The organism is Frisingicoccus caecimuris (genome assembly GCF_004340975.1).
In the GTDB taxonomy this organism is placed as follows: Bacteria; Bacillota; Clostridia; order Lachnospirales; family Lachnospiraceae; genus Frisingicoccus; species Frisingicoccus caecimuris.
Genome location: NZ_SLXA01000008.1, coordinates 1 through 12,713, shown reverse-complemented (window position 1 = coordinate 12,713; position 12,713 = coordinate 1). Strand labels below are relative to the sequence as shown.

The following is a 12,713-nucleotide window of genomic DNA, read 5'->3' as shown; positions in this document are numbered from 1 at the left end:
TTTTTATTCTAGCATAAAACGAAAGTGGGTACAATGAAATTAAATTTGAATTATTGAAAAAAGTGTAGTAATATACTCACTAAGTAAGTTTTGTAGGACGGAGGTCGAAACAATGGATCGTTTTATCATACACAACCTGTTTGGCATTGAAGGATTTAATATTGCCTGGTATGGCGTTATTATCGGATTCGGCATGGTTCTGGCAACCTGCATCGCAGCCTGGCGTGCTCAGAAAGCCGGATATAAATCTGATTTGATCATTGATTTTGTATTATTTGCTGTGCCGATCGCCATTATTTGTGCACGTATATATTATGTGACTTTTGAGTGGGAATATTACAGTCAGGATTTAAGCCGGATTTTTGCCATTCGCGAAGGCGGTCTGGCCATTTACGGCGGCGTTATTGGCGGTGTGGTCACGGCAATCGTGTTTTGTAAAATTCAGAAGTTTCCGTTTTTAAAGCTGATGGACTTTGCTATGCCAAGTCTGCTGCTGGGACAGATTATCGGCAGATGGGGAAATTTTACCAACCAGGAGGCTTTTGGAAATCTGATCACGAATCCGGACTTGCAGTTTTTCCCGTATGGTGTATTTATTGATGATCTTCAGGAATGGCATCAGGCTACATTTTTTTATGAAAGTGCAGCAAATCTGGTCCTTTTTATCATTATGATGATCGTGGCACGGCGAGTCAAAAAGGATGGGTGGATGACCGTGCTTTACCTGGTTGGCTATGGCGCCATACGGTGTTTCATTGAAGGATTGCGGACAGACAGTTTGTATCTGATTCCGGGAGTCCGGGTGTCCCAGGTGTTGTCTGCTGTTTTGATCGGTGTTGGCCTGGGGATTGCCTGGGGGATTCATTCGGGACGTTTGCGTTCTAAAATCTATGAAGGAAAGTATTTGTTAGATAATGCGCAGAAGAATGGGGAATAATTCATGACACAGGACGAGAAATATATGAAAGAAGCCATAAAGCAGGCGAAGAAGGCGGCTGCCATCGAGGAAGTCCCTATTGGCTGTGTGATTGTTTGCGAAGATAAGATTATCGCCAGAGGCTATAACAAACGGAATTTGAAGAAAAATACCCTGGCTCATGCGGAGATTATCGCCATGAATAAGGCCAGTAAAGTTATCGGGGACTGGCGGCTGGAAGGCTGTACGATGTATGTGACATTGGAACCCTGTCCGATGTGTGCCGGGGCCATTGTGCAGGCCCGGATTCCGCGGGTTGTCATAGGGTCAATGAACCCGAAAGCAGGATGTGCGGGTTCGGTTTTAAATGTTTTGCAAACAGAAGGCTTTAATCATCAGGTGGAACTGGAGACGGGGGTACTGGGTATGGAATGTTCAGAGATGCTCAGTAGTTTTTTCAGGGAACTGCGGAAACTCAAAAAAGCTCGAAAAAAGCAGGCAGACCAGTCCTTGACAGAAAAATAAAAACAAGATATACTGGGTGATGCGACAATGTTATAACCTTTCCGTGCAGCCGGGGAGATAGCGGTGCCTTGTACCTGCAATCCGCTACAGCAGGGGTGATGTCCTGTCTGAGGGTCATATCCTGTGGAGCTGCCCTGTATAAGTGGCGTTGAAGCCTGGGTCTTGCGCAACAGAAACCCGTGAACCGTGTCAGGTCAGGAATGGAGCAGCACTAAGCGGGATCTTTTGTGTGCCGCGAGGGTGCCTGGGCTGAGTTAACTGTACAGGTAACGTCTGTGGGAGTGATTCGAAGCAGGATGCACGGATTTTAAATGAATTAAAAAAGTTCTCGTTTTATGACGGGAGCTTTTCTTTTTTCGGAAGGATATTGCATTTATTTCTTCTTTCATTTATGATAAGAAGTGTGTTTTGCCGGAGAGTGGAGAACCGGGCTTAACAGAAAGGAAGCGAAAAAGCTATGAGAAGAATTGGTATGTTGACAAGCGGCGGCGACTGTCAGGCGTTAAATGCGACGATGCGCGGTGTTGCAAAGGTTCTTTATAATAAACTGGATGATGTGGAAATTCTGGGTTTCATGGATGGATATCGTGGATTAATGCATAATGACTACCGGGTGATGAGGCCCTCAGATTTTTCAGGGATATTGACGATGGGAGGAACGATCTTAGGTTCTTCGCGTCAGCCTTTTAAAAAAATGCGTGTCATTGAAGCAGATGGTTTGGACAAGGTAGCGGCTATGAAGAAAACCTACCGGGAACTGGGATTGGAATGCCTGGTTATTTTAGGCGGTAATGGCTCACAGAAAACAGCCAATCTTCTGATGGAAGAGGGAATGAATGTGGTTTCACTGCCAAAGACCATCGATAATGATATTTACGGTACGGATATGACCTTTGGTTTCCAGAGTGCGGCAGATATTGCGACGAATGCGATTGACTGTATTCATACCACTGCTGCTTCCCATGGACGGGTGTTTATTGTGGAAGTCATGGGTCATAAAGTCGGTTGGCTGACACTCCATGCAGGTATTGCGGGTGGTGCGGATATCATCCTTCTTCCGGAGATTCCTTATGATCTGGACTGTGTGTTGGCGGCTATTGAACGCCGTCATAAGGCAGGAAAACGTTTCTCGATTCTGGCGGTTGCCGAAGGGGCAATCTCCAAAGAAGATGCACAGCTCAGCAAAAAAGAATATAATAAAAAGATTGCCAGTAGTCCGTATCCGTCCATTTCTTATGAGCTTGGAGCAAAGATCGAAGAGGCTATCGGACGGGAAGTGCGGATCACCGTCCCGGGACATACGCAGCGCGGCGGCGGACCGGACCCCTATGACCGGTTTATTTCATCACGACTTGGCGCGGCGGCGGGGCGTCTGGTCGTAGAACGTAAATATGGCCGTATGGTTGCCTTTGATGGCTTTGAGGTCGTGAATGTATCGCTTAACAGCGTAGCCGGAAAACTAAAATATGTGGACCCGAAGGGAGCCGCTATCCAGGAAGCTAAGGATATGGGCATCTGTTTCGGTGATGAATAGAAAATAGAACAGGGAGTGGAAAACATGTCCTATCAGGCGCTCTATCGAAAGTGGCGTCCCCAGAATTTTGAGGATGTTAAAGGACAGGAGCATATCGTTACAACATTAAAAAATCAAATACGTCTCGGGCGCATCGGACATGCCTATCTGTTCTGTGGTACCCGGGGAACAGGAAAGACGACGGTGGCTAAGATATTTGCCAGGGCGGTGAACTGTGAGCATCCGGTGGACGGGAGCCCCTGTGGCGAGTGTGCCATGTGCCGGGCAATTCAGAGTCAGGCGTCAATGAATGTCATCGAGATTGATGCAGCTTCCAACAACGGTGTGGATAATATCCGTGAGATTCGGGACGAGGTGGAGTACTCTCCGACAGAGGGAAGATTCAAAGTGTACATCATTGATGAGGTGCACATGCTTTCCATCGGTGCTTTTAACGCTTTGTTAAAAACTCTGGAAGAACCGCCGGAATATGTTATTTTTATTCTGGCAACGACGGAAGCGCATAAAATTCCGGTAACCATCCTTTCACGCTGTCAGCGCTATGATTTTCACAGAATTACGATCGATACCATCGCAGACCGTCTGAGAGAACTGGCCGATAAAGAAGCAATGGATGTGGAGGATAAAGCGCTGCGTTATATTGCCAGGGCAGCGGATGGCTCCATGCGAGATGCCCTGAGCCTGTTAGATCAATGTGTGGCTTTTTATCTGAATGAGCGTCTGACTTACGATCATGTTCTGGAGATTCTCGGGGCGGTGGATACCAGTGTTTTCAGCCGGCTTTTGCGCTGCGTGATGGGTCAGGATGTGGCCGGAGCGCTGAAATTGGTGGAAGAGGTCGTTATTCAGGGCCGGGAACTGAATCAGTTTGTTACAGATTTTACATGGTATCTGAGAAATCTCATGCTGGTCCAGAGCTCAGACCAGCTTGAGGATGTCTTAGATATGTCGTCAGAAAATCTGGCAGCTTTAAAAGAAGAGGCGGTGCAGATAAAGCAGGCCGTACTGATGCGTTATATCCGCATTTTTTCTGATTTGACGAATCAGCTCCGCTATTCAACTCAAAAAAGAGTTTTGGTTGAACTTGCCATAGTGAAATTGTGCAGGCCTCAGATGGAAAATAATTATGAATCCATCCTGAATCGGCTGGCTGTACTGGAAGACATGGTGGAGCGGGGCGTGGCTGCGGCCCCTGTGAGAGCAATCGCGGTGGAGATGGATGAAAAGGTGACGGAACCGGTCGAAGAAAGTCTGCCGCCGGCCCAGGCGAAGGATGTAGAGGCTGTGGTGGCCCAGTGGGGGAAAATTATCAGCGGTCTTGAGACAAGCACAATGATGATGCTGAAATCTGCCATGGTGAGTGCGGGGCCGGATAATCAGATTATTTTAGGCTTTCATGATGATATGAAGAAAGGCTATTTTGATGCAGAGACGCACCGGGAAGCTGTGGAAAAGGCGGTCAGCGAGCATATTGGCAAGGAAGTTCATATTGTGTCCAGACTTTTAGAGAAGGGCAGAGCAGGAGAAGCTTTGTTCATAAATCCGAATAAAATTCATTTAGAGCATGTAGAATTTATTGATGAAGATCAATTTTAAAATAATTGAAGGAGGAGCATAAAATGGCAAAAAGAGGTGGATTTCCGGGCGGGATGCCGGGAAATATGAATAATTTAATGAAACAGGCACAGAAGATGCAGAAACAGATGGAGGAAGCGTCCAAAGCTCTTGAAGAAACAGAAGCAGAAGCTACAGCCGGCGGCGGCGCGGTGACAGTGAAGGTTTCGGGTAAAAAAGAGATTTTGTCCGTAAAAATCCAGGAAGAAGTTGTTGATCCGGATGACATCGAGATGTTGGAGGATTTGATTGTTGCTGCTACCAACGAAGCACTGCGCAAAATTGATGAAATATCTCAGGCGTCCATGGCGAAAGTTACCGGAGGCCTTGGAGGATTTGGAGGCTTTGGATTTTAATGGCATATTACAGCAGTCAGATTACACGTCTGATTGAAGAATTATCAAAATTGCCGGGAATTGGTTCAAAATCAGCTCAGAGGCTGGCGTTCCATATTATCAACATGCCAAAAGATCAGGCAGCTGGTCTGGCTTCGGCGATTGTGGATGCCAGAGAAAATATCCGTTACTGCAGTCAGTGTTTTAATCTGACTGACAGTAAGTTGTGTCCAATCTGTCGCAATGAAAAGCGGAATAAAAAGGTGATCATGGTGGTGGAGACACCGAGAGACCTGGCAGCCTATGAGAAAACCGGGAAATATGAAGGGGTTTATCATGTGCTGCATGGAGCTATCTCGCCGATGCTCGGCATCGGACCCAATGATATCCGCCTTAAGGAGCTGATGCTCCGCCTCCAGGGGGATGTGGATGAGGTGATCATTGCCACAAATTCCAGTCTGGAAGGGGAGACGACAGCCATGTACATCAGTAAATTAATCAAACCGACCGGAATCAAGGTCAGCCGGATTGCCAGCGGTGTTCCCGTTGGCGGGGATTTGGAATACATCGATGAGGTCACTTTGCTTCGGGCATTGGAGGGCAGGGTAGAGCTTTAAGATGCCCTGACTGATGCAGCGGCTGAAACGGGCCATTTGATGGCCGGCTGCCGGAGCAAAAATATCCTGAAAGACACCAGTAATCTGCAGATGACCGATTGGGGGCAGCTTTTTGCCGACACCTTTTCCAGGATGAAGGGGCCCTTTTTTCAAAAGAACATAACCGGACTGGGTGGAATTGCCCAGAGCGGCATCAATGGCTATAATAAATGGCTTTTGATGCCGTTTTTTAATTTCACGGCATGTATCCTGAAAATTCAGGGCATGGACGGGAGCGTCCAGAGTGCCGTAGATGTCCGCCGGAACGGAGTTGCCGGAAGCGGGGACAACAGACAATATTGAACCGATGACCGGACCGAGACAGTCACCAAGAATGGACGGGGTGCCAATACAAACAAACACAAGGGGACGATTTTTTTTATTATATTGCCGGAGCATGGAAGCCAGACAATTTGAAAAAGACTGAGAAGCATCCGGAAAATCCGGGTGAATCCAATACATGATGAAAACTCCTTTTTTCCCTGAGTCTGTACAAATATATGCCATTTTATTCCGTTTGTATGTAAAACATGGAATGCAGTTTTTTGACAGGAGGAAATTTCCTGATGTTTTGGGGCGAAAAGGGAAGACAATTTGTAAATTTGAAGTGACAGCTTTCGCCAGATAAATCGGAAGGAATATGATACTCTGTCTATGTTCCGAAGAGCGATTCAGGGAAGGTGAGGTAATGGTTGAAGTAATGAGTCAGTCAAACAGTCAGGAAAAACTCAAATTACCGAAGAATATCCGACAGATTGGTCTACCAGAAGAGAAAAAAAAGATTTACGTGGAAGATTATGTGGTAACCTATATGAATCAGTTGGCATCGGAATACCCAAACCGTCAGAGTGCGGCGGTGCTTTTAGGGTTCCACACAAAGCAGGATGATATACGTCTGACCTTTATCCATGGCGCCATAGGGATTCCGGCGGCGAAGGTGGAAGAGGATCAGGTATCTTTTTGTACGGACCTCTGGGAAGATATTTACGGAACGATGCGGAAATATTTCCATGATTGCGAAATTGTGGGATGGTTTCTGACGCGTCCGGGAAAATCTTTGGGTATCAATGAAAAAATAACGAAAATTCATGTCGACCAATTTCCGGGGAGAGAAAAAACATTATTTTTAATGGACCCTCTGGACCGGGAGGATGCTTTCTTTCTTTATGAAGGCGGAAAGCTGGTGCGCCAGCACGGATATTATATTTATTATGAACGCAATGAAGACATGCAGAATTACATGGTGGAAAATAGAAAAGGGCACGGCAGCGAGGAGCTTCTGGAAGCGGCCAATCTGAAAAAAACCACAAATATCCGCCGGCGTTCGGAAAAGGTAAAGCCGGTTGAAAATAAACATCGGGGAAGGAATGTGGCGGCGACGATGGCAGCGGCCGCGGCCGTTGTAGTTCTCGGAGTGACATTAGTAAATCGGTTTTATATGCCGAATCGGGCAAAAACAGTGAACGGCAGTGTAACCGATGAGACAGTGAATGTTCAGGTTGTGGAAGGTGCAGTTACAGCGAATAACAGTGCAGGAATGACAGAAGAAAGTACTTCCGAAACTTTTGCAGGAGGGGCGGAACAGAACCCTGTGAATGAAGTGGTGACGGAGGATGATACGGGTGAAAACGGCACGACATCCGAATCGGCAAAGACAACAAATGTGACCACCTCTAAACGGTATACGGTTCGAAAGGGTGACACTCTGGCGAATATTTCCTTAAGTCTTTACAATGATCGGGATTACGTGGATACCATTTGCGAAATCAATGATATTGAAGATCCGGATGTAATTTATGAGGGAATGGTTTTAGAACTGCCATAAAAAAAGTAGTGCTATTTTTTAAAAAATGCGTTATACTGTCTCTTACGGAGGTTAAAAAGTAATTCAGAATGGAAAAAATACGTACTTATTGGAAAAATCTATGGAATAGAGTACTTCATCGTGCAGAGCCGGACGAAGCCCATCTGTCAGAAGAATATGAATCACAAGAGACCCCAAAGGGAATCAGACACCGGCTCCGTCAGGCGCAATGCTGGATCAAAGAACATAAAAAATCCTTTGCCATAGGTGTAGCGGCAGCCGTGCTGCTGTTTGGCTGCGCGTTCTGGTTTTTCTTGCGGACGTATCATAATTATGAAGTGGTGGATTCCATGGAACGAAAGACTGATACGTCTGCAAATTATTATTTTCGGGAAGATGGTGTGGTCTGTTATAGTAAAGATGGTATTTCCTTTACAGATAATAATGGCCAAGTGATATGGAATCAGGTGTTTGGCATGGCAGCGCCAAAGATGAGTACCTGTGGTGACTATATGGCTATTGGTGATGTGGGTGCCAACAGTGTATACATCTTTAACGGTACCGGGCTGGAGGGGCGGATTGCACTGGAAAAACCAGTGCAGGATATCAGGGTAAGCCAGCAGGGGGTTATCGCTGTCGTCCTTGCGGACAATGATGCAAATCAGATTAATCTCTACAGCAAACAAGGCGAAATACTGGCCAGTGTGAAGGCATCGATCAACACAAAGGGTTATCCGTTGACATTGGCTTTATCGGAGGACGGCACACGGTTGGTGGTCAGCTATGTTATCTTTAATGGAGGAAAGATCAGTTCCAGTCTGGTTTTTTATAATTTCTCCAACCAGGAAACAAGCAGCGAACCGGCGGGGAGCTTTGACTATGATGAACTTTTCCCAAGGCTGGAATTTGTCGGGACGGATACAGTGCTGGCCTGCGGTGCAAATGGGTTCTATACATATCACTTTAAAGATACAGTGTCAGAAAAGTTCAGTTGTGCGTTTAAAGCAGAAGCAAAGAGTATTTTTATTACGGATAAGAATGTAGGCGTTATTACAAAGAATACGGAAGAAGCAAAAGAAGGGAAAACAGTAGATAAATATGAGGTAAATGTTTATCGTTTTTCCGGAGGAAGAGCTGCATCATTTACATTTGATTTTGATTATAAGTCCGTATCTGCTTCGGATAAGGATATTATATTTTATAACGATCAGGAATGTGAGATGTATACATATCGGGGACATAAAAAATTCCAATATGCTTTTGAGCATAATATCGAAAGTATTCTCCCTGGCATTAAATCCGAAGAATATATTTTGATTGACGTTCAAAACGTACAGACGATTCGACTGAAATAGAAAGGGCGGTATTGGAATTGACGAGTATAAATTATGTTCTGATCGTGGCGGCGGCTATTCTTTTAATCGCCATCATTGCCGGAGGTATCCGGGGCTTTATTAAAACTTTTTTTGCAGCATTTTCTGTGGCAATCGCACTTTTTGTGGCTGTTCAGACCGGACCTTATCTCGGAAAAGTGCTTCAGCATACACCGATGTATACGATGATTTCCGGACAGATTGAGGAAAAACTGGACACATACAGTGAAACTCAGGCAGAAAAAGTTTCTCAGCAGATTGAAGAGATCAATCAGTATCCACTGCCTCAGTACCTGAAAGATGCATTGATTGAAAATAATAATAATCAGATTTATGAAGCACTTGGTGTGAGCCAGTTTAATCAATATGTGGCTTCTTATATGGCCTGTCTTGTGTTAAATGCCGTCTCTTTTTTGATTGTTTTTCTTCTGGCATTTATCCTATTGAAAGTGATAGAGGCCGGATTGGACTTGATCAGCAAGCTTCCGGTGCTTCACGGAATCAATGTGCTTGGCGGTGTGGTGTGCGGGATGATCCACGGTATGATTATTTTATGGATTTTGTGTATTGTTATTACCGTATTTGCATGGACCGGACCGGGTCAATGGATCAGCGCTCAGATTAATGCAAATCCGCTGTTGAGCTTTCTTTATGGTCATAACTTTTTGTTGTCTGCATTAACGAATATGGGAAAAATGCTTTTTTAATGAAATGCGGCTTGACAGGCCGCATTTTATTATGTAATTTGGTTGTAGATACAATTATTGTATATACAACAATTGGAACGGCGATGAGCTGAAGGATTAAGGGGGGATAGAAGGTGTGGCAAATGGATAAAAAATTTCTGCCCTGTGTGTGTATGAGCGCCCGGAGGGCGGCTAATGCATTGACGGCGTATTATGATAAAATGTTTGGTCCGCTGAAAATTACAGTGACCCAATTTTCGTTGATGATTAATATTAAGTCTGCCGGGACGACCAATATTACGGATTTGACCCGGGTAGTCAAGCTGGATAAGAGTACATTGACCCGGACATTGGCGCCTCTGGTTGAGGCGGGATATATTTATTCGGAGCGGGGACAGAACCGCAGAGAGGTTCTTCTCAGTCTGACGGAAAAAGGGCAGCAGAAGATGGCGGAAGCCTTTCCGATTTGGAGAAAAATGCAGCAGGAGATGATCGAGCTTTTGGGCGGAGAACAGGAAGCGGAAAAATTTGTGGATACGTTAATTCGGCTCCAGGAGCTAAAGCAAAGATAAGCGGCGGTCTGAAAGGGCGATAAGGAGGGAAAACATGAATAAGCAGGAATTGACTTTAAAAATCAAGTATAAAGCCTATGAATTGGGTTTTGCCAGGGTAGGAATCGCTCCGGCAGACGATTTCAGCGAATATGAAGAAGAATTTCGAAGCAGGATAGATGATTATCAGTTTCTGGTTGGCGATGCCATTGACCCGTTGAAAGGATCAAGGCCAAAAACGGTCATGCCGGAGGGAAAGTCCATCGTGGCGCTGGTATGGGATTATTCCAAGACAATCTATCCGGAGAAACTGGTTCAGAGTTTTGGCAGAGCGTATTTGAGCCGGACCTATCTTCCGAAGGAGAATTCTGAACACGGAGCCCGCCTCAGGGTTTTTACGGATTATATGGAAAGTCTTGGCCTCCATATAGCACCGGGCCTTCATATGCCTGAGCGAAACGCCTGCGCCCGTGCAGGAATTACAAATTATGGAAAAAATAACTTTGCCTATGCGGAAGGATGTGGTTCCTACATCATATTGAGAGCATTTCTGGTCGATCAGGAATTAGTTTATGATAAACCTACCGTAGAATGCGGCTGCCCTCCGAATTGTCATCTCTGCATTGACAGCTGCCCGACAGGAGCGCTTTATGCACCGGGCAAACTGAAACCTGAAAAATGCCTGCTTTATAATCAGATGCGGGGAACTTACAATATGGAAGTGCGGGACAAGGCGGGAACGAGTATCCATGGCTGTGATATTTGTCAGGCAGTTTGCCCGCGGAATAAAAAAGTTGCGGCGCAGGCAAATCGTCGCGATCATTTTCTGGAACTGTTGGCAGAAGATTTTGATCTGGAAAAGGTATTGCTTTTAACCCCGGATTATTACGAAAAAGTTATTTATCCAATTGCTTATAATTATATCCATAAGCTGGAGCTTTTTCAGAGAAATGCGGCGATCGCTTTAGGAAATACCGGCGATCAGGCTCATGTTCCGGCGCTTATGCAGGCTCTGGAAACATGTAAGCCAAGGGTACAGGGTGCAGCTGCCTGGGCGTTGGGTAAGATTGGCGGTAAAGAAGCGGAAGCAGCGTTGAAACGCCAGTTAATGCAGGAAAATACAGATGAGCGGACAAAAGCAGAAATTCTTCATGCACTGGAGATGTGTGCGGTGAAAGCTTTTTAATTTTGTAATTATAGGAGAAAATTTCACATTTTGATGTTATAATTTAAGAGAAATTATGTGTGTGGGGAAACAGGTGTAAATCCTGTACGAGCCCGTCGCCGTGAAATATGGATAAATGACTGTTCTTATCAAAGGCCACATTTTGAGACAGAGCCATTGGGATTCCCTGAGAAGGCTGAACAGTAAAGTATCAAGTCGGAATATCCAGACACATATGCCTCATTATAAAAACTGCGAGTGCCGGTATTTGAGGAAATATAAATAAAGGAGAAAATAAAATGCAAATGAAATTAAGAAACAAAAAGAGTTTTTGTTTGCTCCTTTGTATGATGCTTATTGTGGCTATAGTATTTTGTACAACAGGATGCAACCGAACAAAAAATCAAGAATCTCAGACAACAGCCGAGTCGGTACAGAGCGTTGCCGGTGAAAGAAGTGTTTTGGGCGACGGCCAGACGGAATTTACTTTTTGCGTCGTAGACAAAGATGGAAATGAAACAGAGTTTGAGATTCATACAGACAAAAAAACGGTTGGAGACGCTTTGGAGGAATTGAATCTGATAGCGGGCGAAGAGGGACCTTACGGTTTATATGTACAGAGTGTAAACGGGATCACGGCGGATTATGATGTCGATCAGACATATTGGGCTTTTTATGTAGATGATGTGTACGCAGCGAACAGTGTGGATTTGACAGAAGTTACTGCGGGAGCCCATTATACTTTTAAGGTCGAAAAGTAATGAAACTGTCAACCAGAGAAATGACGTTATTTGCTCTGCTCGGAGCGCTTATGTATGTTTCAAAAGTAATCATGGAGATGCTGCCCAATATACATTTATTGGGCGTCTTCGTGGTCGCATTTACGTTGGTTTATCGGAAGAAAGCACTGTATCCAATCTATATCTATGTATTTCTCAATGGATTCTTCAGCGGTTTTTCTGTATGGTGGATACCTTACTTGTATATATGGACAATTCTCTGGGGTATGGTCATGCTTTTACCAAAGAATATGCCAAAAAAAGTAAGACCAATCGTGTATATGCTGGTATGCTCTGCCCATGGATTTTTATTTGGGACGTTATACGCTCCCATACAGATTGTTTTGTTTGGTTTTAATCTGAAGGCGGTAGCCGCATGGATCATAGCGGGCCTGCCGTGGGACTGTATACATGGGATAAGCAACTTCTTTTGCGGTATGCTGATCGTGCCGATTGTCTCTGTTCTGAGTCGGGCGGAGCATTATGTCGAAAGATGATTCTACCTGAAAAATAAATCTGATTTTTTTAAAAAATAGTGTTGACAAGATAAAAAAATAGTGGTATTCTATCAAAGCTGTCGCAAGAGAGCAAAACAAGTTGAAAAAACAACTAAAAAAAATAAAAAAAGATGTTGACAAAAACTTGCAACTGTGTTATCCTATAAAAGTTGCACGACGGAAATGAGCAACATCAAAAAATGGACATTGACAATTAAACAATAAAACAATCCCGAAAGTTCTTGACTGTGAACACTTGATGAGTCTGAACGGACGAA

Annotated in this window: 13 protein-coding genes, 1 other RNA gene, 1 pseudogene and 1 riboswitch; of the genes and pseudogenes, 14 read left to right on the top strand and 1 reads right to left on the bottom strand. The window is 44.7% G+C overall.

All coding sequences use genetic code 11. The features are described from left to right. Window positions 1-112 precede the first annotated feature (112 nt). The 7 genes from lgt to recR all read left to right on the top strand — a co-directional run bounded on the left by lgt (window position 113) and on the right by recR (window position 5,541). Entirely contained in the window at window positions 113-937 is an 825-nt protein-coding gene (gene lgt, locus EV212_RS08710) for a prolipoprotein diacylglyceryl transferase (RefSeq protein WP_132091916.1), read from the top strand. A gap of 3 nt (window positions 938-940) precedes the next feature. Next, the gene (gene tadA / locus EV212_RS08705) at window positions 941-1,441 is read left to right on the top strand and encodes a tRNA adenosine(34) deaminase TadA (protein WP_132091913.1); all 501 of its coding nucleotides are present in this window, start codon (window positions 941-943) and stop codon (window positions 1,439-1,441) included. A gap of 41 nt (window positions 1,442-1,482) precedes the next feature. Continuing rightward, an RNA gene (ffs, locus tag EV212_RS08700) (signal recognition particle sRNA large type) lies at window positions 1,483-1,745 on the top strand. Between the two features lie 153 nt (window positions 1,746-1,898). After that, window positions 1,899-2,975 (top strand): 6-phosphofructokinase, encoded by a 1,077-nt coding sequence (locus EV212_RS08695; protein ID WP_132091910.1) that lies wholly within the window; start codon window positions 1,899-1,901, stop codon window positions 2,973-2,975. Window positions 2,976-2,999: 24 nt separating this feature from the next. Further along, a complete protein-coding gene (gene dnaX / locus EV212_RS08690; RefSeq protein ID WP_132091907.1) occupies window positions 3,000-4,571 on the top strand; it encodes a DNA polymerase III subunit gamma/tau in 1,572 nt (523 codons plus the stop codon). Window positions 4,572-4,594: 23 nt separating this feature from the next. Then, entirely contained in the window at window positions 4,595-4,945 is a 351-nt protein-coding gene (locus EV212_RS08685; RefSeq protein ID WP_132091904.1) for a YbaB/EbfC family nucleoid-associated protein, read from the top strand. Further along, window positions 4,945-5,541, top strand: a complete 597-nt coding sequence (recR, locus tag EV212_RS08680) for a recombination mediator RecR (protein WP_132091901.1) — start codon at window positions 4,945-4,947, stop codon at window positions 5,539-5,541. Before EV212_RS08685 ends, recR begins: the two co-directional genes overlap by 1 nt. Before the next feature lie 78 nt (window positions 5,542-5,619). Here the strand turns inward: recR and yyaC are convergent. Then, window positions 5,620-6,042 (bottom strand): annotated as a pseudogene (gene yyaC, locus EV212_RS13730) (spore protease YyaC); the annotation flags it as partial. A 226-nt stretch (window positions 6,043-6,268) separates the two neighbouring features. Here yyaC and EV212_RS08670 point away from each other — a divergent pair. The 7 genes from EV212_RS08670 (at window position 6,269) to EV212_RS08640 (ending at window position 12,435) form a co-directional block, all read left to right on the top strand. Beyond that, window positions 6,269-7,405, top strand: coding sequence for a LysM peptidoglycan-binding domain-containing protein (locus EV212_RS08670; RefSeq protein WP_165873342.1), 1,137 nt, complete (start codon window positions 6,269-6,271; stop codon window positions 7,403-7,405). A 68-nt stretch (window positions 7,406-7,473) separates the two neighbouring features. After that, a complete protein-coding gene (locus EV212_RS08665; protein WP_132091892.1) occupies window positions 7,474-8,739 on the top strand; it encodes a DUF5711 family protein in 1,266 nt (421 codons plus the stop codon). Between the two features lie 17 nt (window positions 8,740-8,756). Next, window positions 8,757-9,464 carry a CvpA family protein gene (locus EV212_RS08660; RefSeq protein WP_132091889.1) on the top strand — a complete coding sequence of 236 codons (708 nt, stop codon included), beginning with the start codon at window positions 8,757-8,759 and terminating at the stop codon, window positions 9,462-9,464. A 122-nt stretch (window positions 9,465-9,586) separates the two neighbouring features. Further along, a complete protein-coding gene (locus EV212_RS08655) occupies window positions 9,587-10,015 on the top strand; it encodes a MarR family winged helix-turn-helix transcriptional regulator (RefSeq protein ID WP_132091886.1) in 429 nt (142 codons plus the stop codon). 34 nt (window positions 10,016-10,049) lie between these two features. Beyond that, window positions 10,050-11,180, top strand: a complete 1,131-nt coding sequence (locus EV212_RS08650) for an epoxyqueuosine reductase (protein WP_132091883.1) — start codon at window positions 10,050-10,052, stop codon at window positions 11,178-11,180. Window positions 11,181-11,197: 17 nt separating this feature from the next. Next, a riboswitch (cobalamin riboswitch) is annotated at window positions 11,198-11,407 on the top strand. 51 nt (window positions 11,408-11,458) lie between these two features. After that, a complete protein-coding gene (locus tag EV212_RS08645; RefSeq protein WP_132091880.1) occupies window positions 11,459-11,920 on the top strand; it encodes a DUF4430 domain-containing protein in 462 nt (153 codons plus the stop codon). Beyond that, a complete protein-coding gene (locus EV212_RS08640) occupies window positions 11,920-12,435 on the top strand; it encodes a hypothetical protein (RefSeq protein ID WP_132091877.1) in 516 nt (171 codons plus the stop codon). Before EV212_RS08645 ends, EV212_RS08640 begins: the two co-directional genes overlap by 1 nt. Window positions 12,436-12,713 lie beyond the last annotated feature (278 nt).